Origin of the sequence: Ruminococcus gauvreauii (genome assembly GCF_025151995.1) — a bacterium.
GTDB classification, from domain to species: domain Bacteria; phylum Bacillota; class Clostridia; order Lachnospirales; family Lachnospiraceae; genus Ruminococcus_G; species Ruminococcus_G gauvreauii.
Map to the genome: position 1 here is coordinate 825,986 of NZ_CP102290.1, position 19,599 is coordinate 845,584.

Consider the following 19,599-nt stretch of genomic DNA (forward strand, 5'->3'; position numbering starts at 1 on the left):
CTCCTTGAATATATGTTTTTACTGACGCTTTTCGCTTAAGAACATCGTCATACTTCTGCCTTCTACTTTTGGTGCCTTTTCTATCACTGCTATATCAGACAGCTTCTCCGCAAAATCATCGAGAATATACTTGCTGCTGTACATATGCGCCATCTCACGTCCTCTGAAGCGCAGAGTCACCTTCACTTTATCCCCTTTGGAGATAAACTTTCTGGCTGCATTGACCTTCGTATTCAAATCATTCGTATCAATGTTCGGAGACAGGCGAACTTCCTTAACGTCGACGGTTTTCTGTTTCTTTCTGGCATCTTTTTCTTTTCTCGTCAGTTCATATTTGTACTTGCCATAGTCCACGATCTTGCATACCGGCGGTTTTGCTGTCGGCGCAATCTTCACCAGATCCAATCCGGCTTCCACCGCAATGTTATATGCCTCCTTGGATGACATAACTCCCATCTGTTCCCCGTCCGCTCCAACCAGTCTTACTTCCCGGTCGCGGATCTGCTCATTAATCATTAAATCGCTAATAGTTGTGCACCTCCATAAATAAAAAAATAAGTAGATAGACAGACTATCCACTTATTCATATCGCATAATAATCACTTATTATTTCAATATTAACCATAGTCACTCATTTGTGCTAGGGTGAGAGTGGATACTCTTCTTTGTTTTTCATACCTGATTACTTTATCACAACACATATCATTCTGTCAACTATTTTATTCGATATCTTCCAGGTTTTTCTTCAGCTCCACCATTTTATCACGCAGTTCAGCTGCAACCTCGAAATTCAGATCTGCAGCCGCCGCCCTCATCTGTTTTTCCAGGCTCGCAACCAGCTGTTCCAGTTCTTTCCTGCTCATAGACTCCGGATCTTTGGCCAGATTTTTCTCTGTCTTTGCCACTTCTTTGGAGATGCTGATCAGATCACGCACCGCTTTCTGAATGGTCTTCGGAGTGATTCCGTGTTCTTTGTTATATGCCTCCTGTATCTCCCGACGGCGTTTTGTCTCCTCAATCGCCACTTTCATAGAATCTGTCATCTGGTCGGCATACATGATGACATGGCCTTCCGCATTTCTGGCCGCCCGCCCGATTGTCTGAATCAGCGATGTCTCGGAGCGCAGAAATCCTTCTTTATCCGCATCCAGTATCGCCACCAGAGTGATTTCCGGGATATCCAGCCCCTCTCTCAGAAGGTTGATTCCCACAAGTACGTCGAACACATCGAGGCGCATATCACGGATGATCTCCGTCCGCTCCAGAGTATCGATATCAGAGTGAAGGTACTTGACCCGAATGCCGAGATTCTTCATATAATCTGTCAGATCTTCCGCCATACGCTTCGTCAGTGTGGTTATCAGAATTTTATTATGTTTGTCCACTTCTTTATAGACCTCAGCTACCAGGTCATCGATCTGCCCCTCCACCGGACGCACTTCGACATCCGGGTCCAGAAGCCCGGTCGGCCGGATGATCTGTTCAGCCCGCAGCATCTCATGATCTGCTTCATATTCTCCTGGAGTCGCCGATACAAACATCACCTGATCGATATGCTCTTCAAATTCCGTAAAATTAAGCGGACGGTTATCTTTCGCCGAAGGCAGGCGAAATCCGTAATCCACCAGCGTCGACTTCCGCGACTGGTCGCCGGCATACATGCCGCGAATCTGCGGGACCGTCTTATGGGACTCGTCTATGATCAGCAGATAGTCGTCTTCAAAATAATCCATCAGCGTGTATGGTGCCTCTCCCGGTGCGAGTCCTGCAAGATAACGCGAGTAATTCTCAATGCCGGAGCAAAACCCCGTTTCCTTCATCATCTCGAGGTCGAAGTTGGTCCGCTCCTGTATGCGCTGTGCCTCCAGCAGCTTGTCTTCACTCTTAAAGAAACGGACCTGCTCTTCCAGCTCAACTTCTATCTCCCTGGCGGAAGCCAGTATTTTATCCATGGGAACGACGTAATGTGATGCAGGAAAGATCGCAACGTGATTCATCTCATGCAGAATTTCACCCGTCAGCGTATCAATCTCAGTAATCCGTTCAATCTCATCTCCGAAAAATTCAACACGGTATGCAATGTCCGTCGCATCCGCTGGAAAGATTTCCACCACATCCCCCCGGACTCTGAACGTACCGCGGTGAAAATCCATATCATTCCTGTCATACTGGATGTCGATCAGCTCTCTGAGCACCGCGTCACGGTCTTTTTCCATTCCGGGCCGCAGGGAGATGATCATGTTCTGGTAATCTTTCGGACTACCAATACCGTAGATGCAGGATACACTGGATATGATGATCACATCCCGGCGTTCACTCAATGCGGCCGTCGCCGACAGACGCAGCTTGTCGATCTCTTCGTTGATGGCGGAATCCTTTGCAATATACGTGTCAGTAGAGGGAACATAGGCCTCCGGCTGATAGTAATCGTAGTAGGAGACAAAATACTCCACCGCATTCTCCGGAAAAAACTCCTTGAACTCACTGTAGAGCTGCGCTGCGAGGGTCTTATTATGTGCGATGATCAGCGTCGGTTTCTGAATCTGCTGGATGACATTCGCCATCGTAAATGTCTTGCCGGATCCGGTAACTCCCAGCAGTGTCTGGCATTGGTTTCCTTCCCGGAACCCCTGTACAAGCTGATCGATAGCCTGCGGCTGGTCTCCGGTGGGCTGATATTCCGAGTGTAATTGGAAGCCGGCACCGCCCTTCATGCCGGTCTCACGAGCAAGCAACGACGCAGATTGCGAGTGTTCTTGATTAAACATAATATATTTTACCTCCGTGATGATCCGATAAAAACTTCAGATAAACTGATTATAGCAGAGTGTCCGGCTAAAGTACAGGGCAATTCCGAATGTTTGTTCTGTATTTATCATCACATCAAATGCCGAAACCACCCATCCAGCGGCCACAGCAGTCTGATTTTCTCCAGACGTTTCGGACTGATCTTCTGCAGAACCTGTCCCCGCTTCAGGCTGTATGACGTCTCATCGCGCACAATGAGCGCTGCGTCTTCATACGTTTCCATATATTTGCGCATACTCGTGTTTAAAGATTTGCTGTCGATCACCAGCATCAGTTCCGTATCAATATATGCACTCCTCATATCCCAGTTAAACGATCCGATTCCCGTCAGCCTGTCTCCGATCGTGAAGCATTTACCATGATATGATACGCCTGCATCGTATTCCATAATATGGATGCCGGTATCAACGATTTCCTCTTTATGAATCAGGTAATCAACGGCTCCAAACGGATTGCCGTTATTGGGTGCCGAGTTAGTCATCATCCATACACTGTCATTGACATTGCCGAGTTCTGTCAGTCTTTCTGTCATATAATCGTTGCACAATATATAGGGCGTGTGAAATACTGTTTTCTCTGAAGACTGTATCATCAGCTCCGTCAGCGTATAGAACAAAACCGGTTCTTTTACCGCTGCCTGAATTGGATTTGAAATCAGCCGGATTTTGTTCGTCTCCGTTGTCATTTTCACATAATCTGGCCGCTCAAACCATCCGCTGTGCTCTGACTGCATATCTTTGTACAGCTCCAGCAGTTCCCCCCCGCTCTCTGTGATTCTGTCCTTCGAGATTACTGACATTGAATCCATTACAATTTTGCATACATCAAGTTCCCAGACTGACTGAAAATATGTTTTTACCTGTTCAATGGAAGAATCCTGCCCGCCGCCCGCATTGTACACCAGAACATCCCAGTCATAGTTTTTATAATCCGTATCATTTCCCAGAAAATAATCAAAGGTATTTCGTCCTCCCAGAATATATGCGGTATTATCTGCAATCAGATATTTATCATGCATACGTGCCATCAGTTTCGTCGGCTTCAGGATATTAATCGGATTATACACTTTGATGGTGACATTCTCGAGGATGCCCAGCGCTTTGAAACAGGGATCACCCATCGCATGTATAAAATACGAAAAACCGTCCAGCAGAATCTGAACCTCCACTCCTCTCATCGCAGCGTCGTATAAAGCTGCCAGCATCATCTTCCCGCTGTTGTCAGCTTTAAAATCAAATGTCGATAATATGATGCTTTCAGAAGCGTTGGAAATTAACCGAATCCTCTCTTCCAATGCCTCGTCATTCTGAAACAGAATCGCAGCACGATCCTGACAAATGTGATCACTGTAGAAATCAGAGGCATCAAAGCTGTCTCTCGTCTTCGCCGCAGCCCCTTCCTGCTTCCGGTAGGGAACACATACGAGGGAAATATATATTATGATGAACAATATGATCAGAACCCCCGTCATAATCCTCTTATGTTTCATATCTTCCTCCTGCATACCGCCGTCATTTTCATCCGTCATTTAACAGTTTATCATATCACGCGACCAAAAACATTAATATTTTCCGTCTCCGGATTATGTTTACAATACGCAAAAATATATGCTATAATATTTATTAACATATACCATTTAAAGGAGTACCAAAAAGATGGAGCAAAACCCGAGAACCATTCTCCAGGATGCTGGTATTGACTATGATGCTGCTGTTGCCCGTTTTTCCGGAAACAGCGGTCTTTATCTTCGATTTTTGCACAAATTTCTACAGGATGAGAACATGGAGCTTTTCACCTGTTCCATGAGAGAAGAACACTATGAGGATGCGCTGCTTGCTGCTCATACTCTTAAGGGAGTTGCCGGAAATCTCGGACTGACCCGGCTGTTCGACCTCTGCTCTCAGATTGTTGTTGATCTGCGTTCAGACAATACTGCTCAGGCTCAGAAATTATTCCCCAGTGCAAAAGAAGCATACGACGCGGCAGTGGCTGCTATCGGCAGTACCATGGAGATTTAGTCGATGAAAAACAGAGATACGATTTTAATTGTAGATGATATCGAAATCAACCGTGCGATCCTCTGCAGCCTCTTTGAACATGATTTCCGCCTTCTGGAGGCAGAAAACGGCGAACAGGCATTGGCGCTTGCCCGCAAATATCACGAACACATGGCGATCATACTGCTGGATCTGAATATGCCGGTCAAAGACGGTTACCAGCTGATGACAGAACTGAAGGAGGAAGGTCTTCTTTCCAGACTACCCGTAATCATCATAACAGCGGAAGACTCTTCGGAAAATGAAGTGAAGGCATTTGATCTGGGTGCTTCCGATATCATCATGAAGCCTTTCGAACCACATGTGGTAAAGCGCCGCGTACAGAACGTGATTGAGCTGAATCACCGCAAACTTTATCAGGAACAGATTATCGAAGAACAGGCTGCAAAACTGCGAGAATCTAATACGGTCATGGTAGATGCACTCTCATCTATCATCGAGTACCGAAGCCTGGAGACCGGGCAGCACATTCAGCGAATCCGCCTGTTTACAAGAACGCTTCTGCAGGAGGTTTCCAGACAGTACCCGGACGAAGGTCTGAATTCCAAAAACATTGATATCATCGCCAGCGCCTCTTCCATGCATGACATCGGCAAAATTGCCATACCGGATTCTATTCTGAACAAGCCCGGCCGGCTGACGAACGAAGAATTCGAAGTCATGAAGACACATACCTCAAAGGGCTGCGAGATGCTCAAAACCCTGAAACGTGTCGGCGATGAGGAGTATCTGCAATATGCGTACAATATCTGCCGCTATCATCATGAACGCTGGGACGGAAAAGGATATCCCGACGGGCTGAAGACTGATGAAATTCCGGTCTGCGCCCAGGTTGTGGGAATCGCAGACTGCTATGATGCCCTTACGATGGATCGCGTTTACAGAAAGGCCCTCCCGGAAGAGCAGGCGTTTCACATGATCCGAAACGGTGAATGCGGTACTTTTTCACCAAGGCTTTTGGAAAGCTTCCGAAAGGTACGTTCTGAATTTGCCCGCCTTGCAGCTGAGTATGCAGATTACCAAAACTAAAAAGCAGATTTCCTGATTAGATTAATCATGGAAACCTGCTTTTATTTATTGTCTGTTTTAACCAGTTACATTCTCATCCCTTCATGCAGATATCTGGCAACCTGAAGTATAAATTGTCCGTTGGTTGGTTTGCTGACTGCCAGAGTCTGTGTGATGCTGCTGTAAAGTTTCCAGTTGCCATGATCCCAGATTCCTGTAACTGCATATCTGATGGCCCGTTCGACTCCTGCTGCCGTCGCACGCTCCCGCTTCGCGATGGCCGGGTAGATCTCTTTCGTGACCCATATCGTCTCCTCCGTGTTCGCTGCCGCCATGCTGACTGCCTGGCACAAATACACATATCCCTTCGTATGTACAGGCACACCAAACGCACGCAACAGCTGCCCAGCCTTTCCCCTCCATGCCAGCTCGCTTTTGCTGCACCCATGTCTGCTGTGCACATCACACGCAAAACAGCACGTCTCATACCCCTGTGCCGCGCCTAAACTGCATGAATTCTCAGTCAGTGTAAGAAGCACCTCTCCTGTTTTTAACCCTTCAATCCTATCAACTTCCATAATATCCCCTTCTGTTTTTTAGATTATTTCGTTTAGTCCTCTAATTATAGAAAAAAATAAATCTGAAATATCATCCTCGACATTCCAAAACATTCCAAATTCGGAATTTTTTGTATAATAATTCAGTTTTTTATAAATATATGATGGATTGGGTCAAAAAAAGGTTACTGCATTTCTGCAGTAACCTGTCGTATGATCCTGATAACTGTTATCTGTAACTTCCCAGGAAAAACAGAGCAACCGTACCCGGACCTGAATGTGCTCCGATGGTAGATCCGACCGGATTAATCAGAATGTCCTCTGTTCCAAATCGTTCTTTGACCAGTCTCGCCACAAACTGCGCATCTTCCAGACAGTCGCCGTGGCTGATAAAGACGCTGCTCTTCTCACCGGTGTAATCTTTCAGACGCTCTTCCATCATGTTGACCAGTGTGATCAGTGAACGCTTTCTGCCTCGCACCTTGTTAACCGCAATCAGATGGCCCTCGTCATCGACATGAAGAACGGGTTTGATATTGATCATCGTACCGATGACAGCCGTCATCTTGGATACCCGCCCTCCTCTGTGGAGATGATTCAGATCATCCACCGTAAACATATGGCACAAATTCAGTTTATGGCCTTCCAGCCACTCGATGATCTCATCCATGGACTTTTCGTTTTCTTTCATCTGTACCGCGAGATGAACAAGCAGTCCTTCTCCAAGCGACGCACACAGTGAATCGACTACTGCCACCTTTCTCTGCGGATACTCTTCCGCCATTTCCTCAGCGGCAATCCGGCAGCTGTTGTAGCTCCCGCTAAGCCCTGAAGAAAACGCGATATGCAAAATATCATATCCGTCTTCCATGAATGGCTTCCACAGCTCCTTTGCATCTTCAGAGTTGACCTGCGATGTCGTAGGCATGGAACCGTTTCTCATTCTGTTATAAAAATCACTGGATTTCAGCTCATTTTCTTTCCGATAAGTCGCGCCATCCATTGTGTACGGCAGATACATATAAGGAATCTGATGCTCTCCGTAATATGCTTCCGGTAAATCGGCCATATTGTCCGTTGTTATCACAAATTTCTGCATAATCCCCTCCCATGTTTTTGTTCCATCATACCACTTTTCAAGATGAAATTCAATTCACAACTGTTTATTCTTTACGGATCAGCTCCAGCGCTCTTTCCAGCTGCAGATCTTCCGGGGCATCTTCCGGCTGTTCTATCTCCACATCCGGCTCGATCCCCGTTCCATGGATGTTAATTCCGTTTGGCGTATAATAACTGGATACCGTAAGCTTTACCACACTGCCGTCATTTAATCCAAATGTTTTCTGAACGATTCCCTTTCCGTATGTCGTAGTACCGACAAGCGTTCCGACGCCGTAGTCCTTTACTGCCCCTGCAAATATCTCCGCAGAGCTTGCGCTGTTCTGATTGACAAGCACCACAAGCGGCATATCCAGCGGTGTTTTCCCCTCGCTGAAATGTTCTGTGCGGTTTCCATTCTTATCCTCGGTATATACGAGGAGTCCCTCCGGCATAAATGAGTTCAGCGTATCACACACAGATGTTAACAGTCCTCCCGGATTGTCTCTGAGATCTACGATCAGCCGTCCCATTCCCTGCTCCGTGAGCTGCTGACATGCTTTCTGAAACTGTTCCGGTACAACGGCGGTAAACTGATAGATAACAATATAGCCGACGTCATCCTGCAGCATCTCAGAGGAGACTGCAGGTATCTCAACTTCAGCTTTTTTCAGATCAACTTCTATATATCTTTTTTCCGTCTGCCGGTAAACTGTCAGGTGAATCGCATCACTCTCACTGTCCCTGATGGCATCCGAAACCTCAGACAGGTCCTTATCCGCAACAAGCGTATCTCCGATCTTATAGATGATATCACCTTCCCGTACCCCCGCTTCAGCGGCCGGACTCCCCTCGTAGCAGTGTGCCACCTGCACCATACCGGAATCCTTATCCTGCATCATCACGACGCCGATGCCTTCGTAATGTCCCTCATTGCTCTGCTGCACGGCCTCATACTCTTCCTTTGTATAATAGCGGGAATACTTATCCCCAAGTCCGTCCACAAGGCCTGCATACATTCCCTGTGACAGATCATCACCGTCCGTATCAAACAGATACTCCTGTTCAATAAGATTATCGATCTCCTCGACTTTCGCTCTGGCTGTCCTGCTCTCCGGAGATGTGTCTCCCCTCCCCTGCAGGAATGTCGTATCCACAAAATGATACATCAGAAACACCAGAATCGCGACCATCACGCCGAGAATGAAACATTCCAGGCTGTTTTTTCTATTATTCGACATAATCACCCCAAACAGGAGAGCTTCAAAAGACCTATGTCCTTTGAAGCCCTCATTTCTTTCATACTATTGTTGTAACTGTTCAGGACAGCGCATCTTCCTGACCGGAAAATCCGGTCAGGAAGCATCGGATATTCATCCGATGTGGGAATTGGTCCTGAACTGTTACTTTATATTATACTCTGAGATGTTTCCTAATAGTAATCACACTTCCGATCAGACCGATACCCATTCCAAGAATCAGCCCTGCCGGAACCAGTACTTCAAAGACCTGGCGCACTTCCAGGAATGAAACAATGCTGGTCAGCACGTTGAATCTCTCCAGAATATATCCGATCGTCTTATTGTACATAAAATACAGGATCAGAAGCGGTATTGCGGCACCGATGAGACCGATGATCAGTCCCTCAATGATAAACGGTGCGCGGACAAATCCGTTTGTAGCTCCGATCAGTTTCATGATGCCGATCTCTTCTCTGCGGACGGCGATTCCTACTGATACCGTATTGCTGATAAGGAATATGGCAACCGCCAGCAGTATGCCGATGATTGCAACAGAGATCATCCCCAGCAGACGGTTAAACGTCGTCAGCGTATTCGCCGCTCCTTCAGAATGATTGACATTCTTGACGCCGCTCAGACCTTCAATGTATGTAATCAGATCAGCCTGATGTTCTATCTTGTCAACTTTCACAACGTAGTTTGCCGCATTGCTGAGCGGATTGTCGTTTTCAAATCCTTCTGCGGCATCCTCCGCATCCTTGAAATAATCTTTTTTAAATTCCTCCCAGGCCTGCTGTGCAGAGACGTAATCGACCTCTGTGACCTCCGTACGCGCCTTGATCTGTTCTCCAATCGCATCAATCGTCGCCTGGTCGGCATCCTCGTCAAAGAATACGGTGATGGACACGCCCTCTTCCACATTTTTGACAATATAATTAAAATTGATAACAATAGAAAACACAAGTCCAAACAGAAAAACACAGGCTGCTATCGTCGCTATGGAAGCAAGTGAAAAAATAATATTTCTGCCGATATTGACAACGCCCTGCTTTGCACTGTATCCGATCGTACTAATTCGCATGGTATTCACCTTCTTGTTCGTCGCTTACAATGACGCCTTTCTTCATCGCGATCACACGCTTTTTCATAGTGTTTACGATGTCACGGTTATGAGTAACGACCAGTACAGTGGTTCCACGCTCGTTGATTTCCTCCAGAAGCTTCATGATTTCAAATGAAGTCTTAGGATCCAGATTTCCCGTGGGCTCATCCGCAAGCAGAATATCCGGTCTGTTGACAAGCGCTCTTGCCAGTGCAACCCTCTGCTGCTCACCTCCGGACAGCTCCTTCGGAAATGACTTATATTTTTCCGCCAGACCTACCAGAGTGAGAACCTCCGGCACTCTTTTTTTAATCACCCTGTTAGGGCGTTCGATGACGCGCTGAGCAAATGCTACATTTTCAAAGACATTTCTGTCTTTGAGCAGACGGAAGTCCTGGAATACAACACCGACCCCACGGCGGTACTTCGGTACTTTTCTGCGCTTCATCGTGTTCAGTATCTGGCCGTTAACTTCGATTGTGCCGTCTGTGGGTTCCAACTCTTTTAAAAGCAGTTTGATCAATGTGGATTTCCCGGATCCACTGTTCCCCACAACAAAAACAAATTCCCCCTTATCAATCTGCAAATCCATTCGGTCAATAGCCGGCTGGCCTTTTCCGTACGATTTGCTTACGCCCTTTAACGTAATCATAATTTCCTCCTGACTAGTAATCCAAGGTTTCCATGTACTGCATGTACCGTACTACCATTAACGCAATCTTAAACGTAATGGCATCCTCAAATACACGCAGATCCAGTCCGGTACTCTTTTGAAGCTTGTCCAGGCGATATACCAGTGTGTTTCTGTGAATATACAGCTGTCTGGATGTCTCAGAAACGTTCAGGCTGTTCTCAAAGAACTTATTGATTGTCACCAGAGTCTCTTCATCAAAATCATCCGGCGATTTATCTGCAAAAATTTCTTTGATAAACATTTTACACAGCGGAATCGGAAGCTGATAGATCAGCCGGCCGATGCCGAGTGAACTGTAAGCGATGACATCGCGGTCACCAAAAAAGATCTTTCCGACATCCAGCGCCATTCTGGCTTCTTTGTAGGACCTCGAAACTTCTTTCAGTTCTTTTACGATCGTTCCATAGGCAATGTGGGTTTCGCCTACCGTACCGTAGCCAAGCGTATCCAGAATGGAAACCGCAATTTTATTCATTTCGTCATACCCGTCTGTCTCAGAGAGCTCTTTGACGATAATGATATTCTTTTCATCGACTGCTGTGATGAAGTCACCGTTCTTTCCATGGAACATGTTTTTAATGCATTCCAGCAGATTGTAATCTTTGCTCTGATTGGTCTCCAGTATAAATACAACCCTTCTGGCGTTCACTTCGATATGTAGCTTTTTCGCACGGTTATAGATATCGACAAGCAGAAGATTATCCAGCAAAAGGTTCTTGATAAAATTATCTTTATCAAAACGCTCTTTATAGGCAATCAACAGATTCTCAATCTGAAATGCCGCCAGCTTGCCAATCATATAGATATCTTCACTTCCGCCGCCTGCGATCAGTACGTACTCCAGCTGGTGTTCATCATACACCTTGAAATACTGAAATCCCTTGATCACCTGGCTGTCCGCCTGCGACTCAACGAAACTCAATACTTCCGCACTGCTGGCAACCTGTTCAGCAAAGGTCGATACCAGAACTTTTCCCTCAATATCCATGATGCACAGATCTGCTCTGGATATTGTCTTTAAGCCTTCGATTGTATTTTGAAGTATTTGATTTGAAATCATATTGATACCCCTTTTTTGCGTTTTCTAAAGGAAAACAAAAATCCCTTAGAATATATTTTAATACAATTACACAAAAAAAGAAAGAGAAAATACAATTTTTTTAACAAACTTTTCATTTTTTCGTCATTCGTAACGCAAAAAGCCTTCTCCGAGTACCTCTCTCGCGTCCGTCACAATCACAAAAGCACGTTCATCCAACCTGTGTATGATTTCCTTCACATAGACAATCTGCTTCTTCGGAACCACACAGAACAACATGATTTTTTCTTTTCCGGAATACATTCCGTGTACCGTTATCCCTGTCGTTCCTCTCTTCAGTTCCTTCATAAGCGTCTGTGAAATCACCTGATGCTTCTCCGTTATAATAAACGCTGCTTTGGAAAATTTCAACCCCTCAATTATACCGTCACTGACTTTTGAGATGACAAAAATGGCTACAACCGCATATAAAACCATGGAAAATCCGAAAACAAGCGCCCCAAAAAAAACGATGATCCAGTCGATCACCTGCATGATCTGAGAGGCGGAATACCACGGAAATTTTTTCTGAAGCAGAGCGGCAGCCATGTCACTCCCTCCTGTTGTCCCGCGCCCGGAAAATGCCAGTCCGATCCCCAGGCCCTGTATTGCGCCGCCGCACAGCGCAGCAAGCATCAGATCGCCTTCAATGATCGGAATCTGCGGGAGAATGGAAAGCCACACGGAAAGACTGATCATCCCCACAAACGAACGTTTCAGAAACTGAAATCCTTTGATCTTTATTCCGATCAAAAACAGAGGAACATTCAGAACCGCAGTCGTGATACCGAGCGGCATGCCTCCGGGTATCAGTTGTTTTGTAAGCTCTTTGATCAGAATCGCAATCCCCGAAAAACCGCCGGTTACCATTCCAAGTGGATCAAACACGGAATTGATGGAAACAGCCATGGCGGCTGTTCCTGCAATTATCAGTAAATACTCTTTTTTGCTTGTCATAAAACGACCTCCGCTGCAACACAATATGTCTAGTAAGAGTATTCGTAATTCCCCAAAATATATTCAGCTAAATCACCGGCTCCTAAGCATTATCTTCCAACTGTTTTTTCAAATATCTTCCGACAATTTTAGAAAAATACTCAATATCACGGATATACGCAAAGTCCTTTCCGAATATTTTCTTCTCTGCCTCCAGGTCCTTTTCTTCACCGGCAAACACACCAAGCACAGAAATTCCCTGACTCCTGAGACGGCGCACTTCAAATCCTGTATCTTTGATCGCATATTCGCCCTGATACGGTTGTGGGTTTCGGGCATTCGGTCTGTTCAAGATCACATCATACGGTCTCCCGTCGCTCAGAATAATCAATATTTTCTTTTCCTCATCCCGGTTCAGAAGCTCCTGGGCTGCAGCCTTGACGGCAAGTCCATCCCTGTTATTTGAAGATGTCGTAAACTCGAAAATTCGTTCATTTTCAGACCGCGGATCATCGTATTCCCTGTATCGCTGAATGATGGTGTAATCCCAGAATGTGCAGAAACTTGTGACACGATGCGGAATCCGCACACTGCTCAGAGCTTCCATAATAATATAAGCCTGAAGTACCACCTTATCCTGCCGCGGACGCTGTGAACCGCTGGCATCGATCAGCACCTCTACCACAAAGTCCTGGGTGCTTGTCTTTTCTTCTTTCCGGAACAGTTTTGCATCCTGTGTTCTGCCCGCCTTCCACAGCCTGGACGGAATCAGAATCCCCCTGTCACTGATAGTCTCTGATACCTCATCCCTCATAACCAGCGCCTTTTTCAGGGTATCGGAAAGCACTGCTATATTGCGCTTAACCACACGGTGATAATCATAGTACGCATACTTATTCTTCGCCTGCTGCTTTTTGGCATATTCATACTGATAATTGCGCGTGACCGGGCTTCGCAGTATCCCGTCTGTGAAATACAGGCTGCAGTCTGAATGAAGCCCCTTACACAGCTGAAAATTCATCCTTTTCTCCTGAAGCGTAGACAGATATGTCTTGCCGAAATTCAGCTCCACATAGGAATAGACCTTCTGCATCGCTTCTTCATCCACGACGACCACCTTTTTCTTACGCAATCCTTCCTGATCCGAAAGCTCTTCTTTCTCCTCACTGTCCGGTGTTCTGGTAGCCGTCATATCCTGGCTGACCTTGTCCAGATAGGCTTCCAGATTTTCCTCATACATCTCTTCCGTCAGAAAATCTTTCCAGCTGTACTCGGCGAGCTCCTCCATCGTGACAGAGAGTATGTGTTCCAGTGTTCCATAGGTCTGTTCGTACCCCGGCTCCACCCACAGATTGTACAGCTCGTCGATTGCCTCAATCACATCCCGGGTAGTCTCTGCATACTTCAGCTTGTAAATGCGCTCCATATTCTTTCGGACAGCGCTGCTCACCACGTATTCACCCTGTATTTTCTCCCGGAACAGCGCTGCTTTCAGCCTGCCGATCTCACTCTTCACAAGATGATGAAAATCAAATTCCAGCGTATCCTCCAGCGCCCGCCTGCGTATCTCAGGCACGCCGCTTCTCTCACTGGCAATCCTGCCCTCGACAGCCTCCTCGATACACATCTGTGCAATCGTCATCAGCGAGGCCTCATCCGCGTGAATGTACAGCTTTTTCACAAGATAGAGGCTCAGATCTTCCTTACAGAAATATTTGGCAAACGCCCCCTGCTTGATGCCATCATAAAGAGCGATATATTTTGATTTTAAAAAGGCATCCACATCCGGCCTGGCTTCCAGTGTATAATCTCCACATACTGTCCAGATCAGGTTTTTGATCCGGTTTTCAATCTCCAGCTGATATTCTTCTCTCATATTTTCATCCATCATAGATATTACTCCTTACAAGAGAAATATATCCTCTTCTGTCCATGCTTCCGGTATTCTTGTCATGACAACATCGCTGATGATTTCTTTTTCAAATGCATCAAAGCTCTTATTTACAATCCCCATCCGCACGGCAAGTGCCGGTGCCAGCCCGCATCGGATCGTCTTGATTGCCGCGAGCATGCCCCTCAGGTCCAGTGCTTTCGTCGAGATTTCACCGTTGGCCGCTTTCAGCTGGAGGTCCAGAAACAATCCGATCAGCTGTTCCATTGCCTCCGGTTTGCCGTCAGGAAACGTCTGCGCAAAGATCGGCTCCAGCGTATCCTTCGACTGAGGGGGCATATCGATCACCAGGAAACGTGATACGAGAGCCTCATTCAGCTCCTTCGTTCCCGCATAACCATAGTTCATCGTTCCGATAAATCTGGCAGCCGGATGAAGATCTATCTTGTCATATCCCGGTACATCGATACTGCGCCGGTAATCAAGCGTCGCATGCAGTACTGAAACCGCATCATTTTTTGCCATGTTCACCTCATCCAGAATACCAAAACCCCCGTACTGTGCGCACAGGTAGATGCTTCCTTTTCGCAGCTGGACCTGATTATCTATAAATGTATCCGTTCCGATCAGATCCCCGCTGTTCGTATTGACATGGAACGAAATATTATAGGAAGGCCTGTTAAATATATAGGCCAGATTTTCTGCCAGCACATTTTTTCCGGTCGCCTTGGACCCTGTCAGCAGCAGATTTTCTCCCTGAAGCAGGCCGGCAATGGCCATCTCCAGTATCTCGCGCCCGTAAAACGGCATCAGCGGCTTTACGATGCGGTATCTCACTGAATCATCGACCGGAAACTCTTCCCTGTATGCACGTACTTCCTCTATCATCCCCGGGTTTACACCCTGTTCTTCCAAAAATTTTAATTCATCCACAATCTGATTTCTCCTTTATCTTCGAATCCACTGCTCTTATTCATTATATAATGACCTTTTAACCCCAATATCATAATATGGGATATGTCCTGAAAAAGCAAGTCAAGAAAAGCGCTCCCGAAGTCACAGACTTCGAAAGCGCCGATTTCAATTTCAGTATTTATCTGTCACGATGCAGGTTAAAATTTGCATAAGCAGGGGCGCCGTGTTCATGCATATCCAGCCCATCAATTTCCTCTTCCTCTGTCACACGCAGTCCGACCGTAAAATCAATCAGTTTAAAGACAATGAATGCCGCAGCCGCTACGTATGCGATAACCGATGCAACCCCGAGCACCTGTGTTCCAAGACTCACCTCGCTCGAGAACACCCCCGTCAGGATCGTTCCGGCAGCACCGCATACACCGTGTACACTGATAGCGCCCACCGGATCATCGATCTTAACAATCTTATCAAAAAATTCAACAGAAAATACCACCAGAATACCGGCAATGGCACCGATCGCAATGGCCGCCCAGTTGCTGACGGTATCACAGCCCGCAGTGATCGCAACCAGACCTGCAAGAGCACCGTTGAATGTCATGGATACATCAGGCTTTCCGTAACGGATCCAGGTGACGATCATGGCCAGCAGAGTGGCCGCTGCCGCCGCAAGGTTTGTCGTCATAGCAATGTCACCAAGACTTTCCGATGCCGCTGTAGTAGAACCACAGTTAAACCCAAACCAGCAGAACCACAGGATAAACACACCGAGTGCCGCGATGGAAAGGTTATGTCCCGGAATCGCGTTCACAGAACCGTCTTTGTTATATTTGCCGAGACGCGGACCCAGGATTTTAGCGCCCACGCATGCACAGATACCTCCTACCATATGGACCGCTGTGGATCCTGCAAAATCATGGAATCCCATCTGGCTCAGCCATCCGCCGCCCCAGATCCAGTGACCCGTAACCGGATAAATCACAAGGCTGATCGCCGCACTGTAGATCAGATACGCAATAAATTTCGTTCTCTCAGCCATCGCGCCGGATACGATCGTGGCAGCTGTCGCACAGAACACGGTGTGAAAGATCATAAAAACACCGACTGGAAGCCCATTCATCATATTTACCGCAGTTCCTCCGATCTCCTCCACCGTTCCGAGAGATGTGGGATCAAAGAGTCCCCCAAGACCGATGATTCCGTTCCAGTCTGTGCCGTGCATCAGTGAAAAACCAATCAGGAAAAAGCATAAGCTGCCCAGGACAAAATCCATCATATTTTTCATCAGAATGTTTCCTGTATTTTTGGCCCTTGTGAAACCGGCTTCACACATGGCAAATCCAGCCTGCATAAAGTACACCAGGAATGCCGCTATCATAGTCCAGACGATATTCATCAGCAATTCAACACTCATAATAATTTCCTCCTCATTTGAGCCTGCCACTCAAAAAAGGGATAACCGCCGGATTCATTTGCGAACCCGACAGTTATCCCCTTCGATAACAGACCCTCTTCATATTTATTTCCTCATTCTGCAGACTACAGTGCATCCTTTCCGCGTTCTCCGGTACGGATACGTACCGCATCTTCCACATCGTATACAAAAATCTTACCATCGCCGTAGTTTCCTGTATTGATCTGTTCCACGACTCTGTCAATGATCCTGTCACACACCGCGTCGTCTACTACAGTCTCAACCTTTGTTTTCGGCAAAAGATTGACATGATATTCTGCACCGCGGTAAAGCTGCCTGTACCCTTTCTGCTGCCCATAACCCATGATATTATGTATCATAAGCCCGCTCGCATTGCATTCATCTAAAATTCCTTTCAGATCTTCAAGCTTTTCGGGTTTGACAACAATTTCCAGCTTTTTCATGATAATTGTCCTCCTCACTCATAAATTTTCATTCATATTTTATTCACTGAAAATTAAAAATGCCTTCATCAGTGTTATATGAATTCTTCATTTTTTTCTTCTATATTATAATTATAGAAGAAACTATCAATCAGCATTCCTTATAACTTTTTTATAACTCGTGCCAGACAGGTTTTTGCATTTCATTTTCCTGTCTGGCACCCTCCTTTTCAGAAGCAGTTATACATCAAACATCAGATCGCCATAAGAAGGCATCGGCCACATTTCTTTGTCCACGATCATTTCCAGTTCATCCACCGGAGCTCTCAGAGCTTCCATCGCCGGAATCACATTGCTGTGATAGAAATTCGCCTGACGGGCGCCTTCCTCCATCGCTACCGCCTGACCCTCAATCTCAATCAGTTTTGTATGTGCATCTTTTGTCTCTTTCAAAAGCAGCGATGTCTTTTTCAGCAATTCAGTCTGAACACTCACGTCGGCGTCACACGCTTCTTTTACTGCATTGATAGAATCTGCAAGCGCCTTCGTATATCTGACGACCGCCGGTATGATCTGTTTGGTGGCAATATCGATCATGGCTCTCGCCTCAATATTGATCGCTTTTGCATAAGCCTCATACTGAATCTCAACTCTTGATTCCAGTTCCGCCCTGGTAAATACACCAAATTCCTCGAATACCCTGACCGCTTTCTCTGTCAACATTGCCGGGATCGCGTCAACCATGGATTTTATGTTCGGAAGCCCTCTTCTGGCCGCTTCCTCCACCCATGCCTCGGAATACCCGTTTCCGTTAAAGACGATTCTCTGATGGTCCGATGCGTACTGTTTGATCAGGTCGTGTACCGCATCATCAAAATTATCAGCTTTTTCCAGAATATCACAGGCTTCCTTGAACGCTTCCGCCACGATCGTATTCAGAACGGTATTGGGCGGTGCGATTGAATCCCGGGAACCTACCATGCGAAATTCAAATTTATTTCCGGTAAATGCGAACGGTGAAGTCCTGTTCCGGTCTGTGGCGTCCTTCGCTACATCCGGAAGCGTCTTAACACCTGTCCGCAGTTTTCCTCCCTTGATACTGTGTGTCGCCATGCCTGTGCTGATCAGCTGCTCCAGCACATCCTCCAGCTGCTCGCCCAGGAAAACAGAAATGATAGCCGGCGGTGCTTCATTGGCTCCAAGCCTGTGATCATTCCCCACATCGGCAGCGGACTCCCGCAGCAGATCCGCATGAGTATCCACCGCTTTCAGCACACAGGTCATGATCATCAGGAACTGAATATTTTCATGAGGCGTCTTGCCCGGCTCCAGCAGATTGATCCCGTCATCCGTGGTCAGCGACCAGTTATTATGTTTTCCCGAACCATTTACCCCCGCAAATGGTTTCTCATGGAGCAGGCATTTCAGACCATGTGCGCTTGCTACTTTTTTCAGCGTCTGCATGATGATCTGGTTATGATCTACTGCCACATTTGCCTGTGCATAGATCGGCGCCAGTTCATGCTGTGCCGGAGCAACCTCATTATGCTGAGTCTTTGCCGTTACACCCAGCTTCCAGAGCTCCTCGTTGACATCCTTCATGAATGCAGCAACTCTCTGGCGAATCGTTCCAAAGTAATGGTCATCCAGCTCCTGGCCTTTGGGAGGCATGGCGCCAAACAGTGTTCGTCCGGTATAGATCAAATCCTTCCTCTGCTGAAATTTCTTAGCATCCACAAGGAAGTATTCCTGTTCCGGTCCAACACAGGGTGTTACTTTTTTAGATGTCGTATTTCCAAACAGTCGGATCAGCCTCAGCGCCTGAGAATTAATGGCTTCCATGGAACGCAGCAGCGGTGTTTTCTGATCCAGTGCCTCTCCGGTATAAGAACAGAAGGCCGTTGGGATACAGAGTGTCGCTCCGGCTGCATCTTCCCTCACGAAAGCCGGTGATGTACAGTCCCATGCCGTATATCCCCTTGCCTCAAATGTCGCTCTCAGGCCTCCTGAAGGAAAGGATGATGCATCCGGTTCTCCTTTGATCAGTTCCTTCCCGGAAAAACTCATAAGAACCTTTCCGTTGCTCATAGGAGCCGAGATAAAGGAATCATGCTTCTCAGCAGTTACACCCGTAAGCGGCTGAAACCAGTGTGTATAGTGTGTAGCCCCTTTTTCGATGGCCCACTCTTTCATCTCGTGAGCTATCACATCAGCGACTGCAGGATCCAGCTCTTTTCCCTCTTCAATCGTCTGTCTCAGTTCTTTGTAAACTTTTTTCGGCAAACGTTCCTGCATAACTGTATCATTGAATACGTTTTTCCCAAAAATCTCAGCTACATTAACAAAATCACCCATTT

16 protein-coding genes and 1 pseudogene are annotated in these 19,599 nt (G+C 46.6%); 2 read left to right on the top strand and 15 right to left on the bottom strand.

Going from position 1 to position 19,599, the window contains the following annotated elements; translation table 11 throughout:
- Nucleotides 1–18 precede the first annotated feature (18 nt).
- The 3 genes from infC to NQ502_RS03990 all read right to left on the bottom strand — a co-directional run bounded on the left by infC (nt 19) and on the right by NQ502_RS03990 (nt 4,297).
- The gene (gene infC, locus NQ502_RS03980) at nt 19–516 is read right to left on the bottom strand and encodes a translation initiation factor IF-3 (protein WP_028528598.1); all 498 of its coding nucleotides are present in this window, start codon (nt 514–516) and stop codon (nt 19–21) included.
- A 203-nt stretch (nt 517–719) separates the two neighbouring features.
- Complete coding sequence (uvrB, locus tag NQ502_RS03985; RefSeq protein WP_028528599.1) at nt 720–2,714, bottom strand: excinuclease ABC subunit UvrB; 1,995 nt, start codon at nt 2,712–2,714, stop codon at nt 720–722.
- A gap of 164 nt (nt 2,715–2,878) precedes the next feature.
- Nucleotides 2,879–4,297 (bottom strand): phospholipase D-like domain-containing protein, encoded by a 1,419-nt coding sequence (locus NQ502_RS03990; protein WP_028528600.1) that lies wholly within the window; start codon nt 4,295–4,297, stop codon nt 2,879–2,881.
- Nucleotides 4,298–4,463: 166 nt separating this feature from the next.
- Here NQ502_RS03990 and NQ502_RS03995 point away from each other — a divergent pair, with 166 nt between their 5' ends.
- Together NQ502_RS03995 and NQ502_RS04000 are read left to right on the top strand one after the other, a co-directional pair.
- Nucleotides 4,464–4,826, top strand: a complete 363-nt coding sequence (locus NQ502_RS03995; RefSeq protein ID WP_044983247.1) for an Hpt domain-containing protein — start codon at nt 4,464–4,466, stop codon at nt 4,824–4,826.
- 3 nt (nt 4,827–4,829) lie between these two features.
- Entirely contained in the window at nt 4,830–5,894 is a 1,065-nt protein-coding gene (locus tag NQ502_RS04000) for an HD domain-containing phosphohydrolase (RefSeq protein WP_028528601.1), read from the top strand.
- 65 nt (nt 5,895–5,959) lie between these two features.
- On the opposite strand, the gene NQ502_RS04005 is transcribed toward NQ502_RS04000, so the two are convergent.
- The 12 genes and pseudogenes from NQ502_RS04005 to NQ502_RS04060 form a co-directional block, all read right to left on the bottom strand.
- Nucleotides 5,960–6,451, bottom strand: a complete 492-nt coding sequence (locus NQ502_RS04005) for a sporulation initiation factor Spo0A C-terminal domain-containing protein (RefSeq protein ID WP_049898126.1) — start codon at nt 6,449–6,451, stop codon at nt 5,960–5,962.
- 208 nt (nt 6,452–6,659) lie between these two features.
- Complete coding sequence (locus tag NQ502_RS04010; RefSeq protein ID WP_028528602.1) at nt 6,660–7,529, bottom strand: DegV family protein; 870 nt, start codon at nt 7,527–7,529, stop codon at nt 6,660–6,662.
- A gap of 64 nt (nt 7,530–7,593) precedes the next feature.
- Nucleotides 7,594–8,769 carry a S41 family peptidase gene (locus NQ502_RS04015; RefSeq protein WP_044983248.1) on the bottom strand — a complete coding sequence of 392 codons (1,176 nt, stop codon included), beginning with the start codon at nt 8,767–8,769 and terminating at the stop codon, nt 7,594–7,596.
- Between the two features lie 172 nt (nt 8,770–8,941).
- Nucleotides 8,942–9,850: a permease-like cell division protein FtsX gene (gene ftsX, locus NQ502_RS04020; RefSeq protein ID WP_028528604.1), complete on the bottom strand. Its 909-nt coding sequence runs from the start codon at nt 9,848–9,850 to the stop codon at nt 8,942–8,944.
- Nucleotides 9,840–10,523 carry a cell division ATP-binding protein FtsE gene (gene ftsE, locus NQ502_RS04025; RefSeq protein WP_028528605.1) on the bottom strand — a complete coding sequence of 228 codons (684 nt, stop codon included), beginning with the start codon at nt 10,521–10,523 and terminating at the stop codon, nt 9,840–9,842. Before ftsE ends, ftsX begins: the two co-directional genes overlap by 11 nt.
- 13 nt (nt 10,524–10,536) lie before the next feature.
- Nucleotides 10,537–11,625: a PucR family transcriptional regulator gene (locus tag NQ502_RS04030; protein ID WP_028528606.1), complete on the bottom strand. Its 1,089-nt coding sequence runs from the start codon at nt 11,623–11,625 to the stop codon at nt 10,537–10,539.
- A 123-nt stretch (nt 11,626–11,748) separates the two neighbouring features.
- Nucleotides 11,749–12,600, bottom strand: coding sequence for a YitT family protein (locus NQ502_RS04035; protein WP_028528607.1), 852 nt, complete (start codon nt 12,598–12,600; stop codon nt 11,749–11,751).
- Between the two features lie 82 nt (nt 12,601–12,682).
- A complete protein-coding gene (locus NQ502_RS04040; RefSeq protein ID WP_327240960.1) occupies nt 12,683–14,470 on the bottom strand; it encodes a cobaltochelatase CobT-related protein in 1,788 nt (595 codons plus the stop codon).
- A 12-nt stretch (nt 14,471–14,482) separates the two neighbouring features.
- A complete protein-coding gene (locus NQ502_RS04045; RefSeq protein WP_028528609.1) occupies nt 14,483–15,403 on the bottom strand; it encodes an AAA family ATPase in 921 nt (306 codons plus the stop codon).
- Between the two features lie 181 nt (nt 15,404–15,584).
- Nucleotides 15,585–16,799 (bottom strand): annotated as a pseudogene (locus tag NQ502_RS04050) (ammonium transporter); the annotation flags it as partial.
- 125 nt (nt 16,800–16,924) lie between these two features.
- Nucleotides 16,925–17,263 (bottom strand): P-II family nitrogen regulator, encoded by a 339-nt coding sequence (locus tag NQ502_RS04055; RefSeq protein ID WP_028528611.1) that lies wholly within the window; start codon nt 17,261–17,263, stop codon nt 16,925–16,927.
- Between the two features lie 219 nt (nt 17,264–17,482).
- Nucleotides 17,483–19,597, bottom strand: a complete 2,115-nt coding sequence (locus NQ502_RS04060) for a glutamine synthetase III family protein (protein ID WP_028528612.1) — start codon at nt 19,595–19,597, stop codon at nt 17,483–17,485.
- Nucleotides 19,598–19,599: the final 2 nt, after the last annotated feature.

What these genes read in the sequence shown, in the direction of transcription:
- NQ502_RS03990 (WP_028528600.1), bottom strand. Translation starts at nt 4,297, where the DNA reads ATGAAACATAAGAGGATTATGACGGGGGTTCTGATCATATTGTTCATC.
- NQ502_RS04040 (WP_327240960.1), bottom strand. Translation starts at nt 14,470, where the DNA reads ATGATGGATGAAAATATGAGAGAAGAATATCAGCTGGAGATTGAAAAC.
- NQ502_RS04010 (WP_028528602.1), bottom strand. Translation starts at nt 7,529, where the DNA reads ATGCAGAAATTTGTGATAACAACGGACAATATGGCCGATTTACCGGAA.
- NQ502_RS04030 (WP_028528606.1), bottom strand. Translation starts at nt 11,625, where the DNA reads ATGATTTCAAATCAAATACTTCAAAATACAATCGAAGGCTTAAAGACA.
- NQ502_RS04000 (WP_028528601.1), top strand. Translation starts at nt 4,830, where the DNA reads ATGAAAAACAGAGATACGATTTTAATTGTAGATGATATCGAAATCAAC.
- NQ502_RS04060 (WP_028528612.1), bottom strand. Translation starts at nt 19,597, where the DNA reads ATGGGTGATTTTGTTAATGTAGCTGAGATTTTTGGGAAAAACGTATTC.
- NQ502_RS03995 (WP_044983247.1), top strand. Translation starts at nt 4,464, where the DNA reads ATGGAGCAAAACCCGAGAACCATTCTCCAGGATGCTGGTATTGACTAT.
- NQ502_RS04035 (WP_028528607.1), bottom strand. Translation starts at nt 12,600, where the DNA reads ATGACAAGCAAAAAAGAGTATTTACTGATAATTGCAGGAACAGCCGCC.
- NQ502_RS04015 (WP_044983248.1), bottom strand. Translation starts at nt 8,769, where the DNA reads ATGTCGAATAATAGAAAAAACAGCCTGGAATGTTTCATTCTCGGCGTG.
- infC (WP_028528598.1), bottom strand. Translation starts at nt 516, where the DNA reads ATGATTAATGAGCAGATCCGCGACCGGGAAGTAAGACTGGTTGGAGCG.
- NQ502_RS04055 (WP_028528611.1), bottom strand. Translation starts at nt 17,263, where the DNA reads ATGAAAAAGCTGGAAATTGTTGTCAAACCCGAAAAGCTTGAAGATCTG.
- NQ502_RS04005 (WP_049898126.1), bottom strand. Translation starts at nt 6,451, where the DNA reads ATGGAAGTTGATAGGATTGAAGGGTTAAAAACAGGAGAGGTGCTTCTT.
- ftsE (WP_028528605.1), bottom strand. Translation starts at nt 10,523, where the DNA reads ATGATTACGTTAAAGGGCGTAAGCAAATCGTACGGAAAAGGCCAGCCG.
- ftsX (WP_028528604.1), bottom strand. Translation starts at nt 9,850, where the DNA reads ATGCGAATTAGTACGATCGGATACAGTGCAAAGCAGGGCGTTGTCAAT.
- uvrB (WP_028528599.1), bottom strand. Translation starts at nt 2,714, where the DNA reads ATGAAGGGCGGTGCCGGCTTCCAATTACACTCGGAATATCAGCCCACC.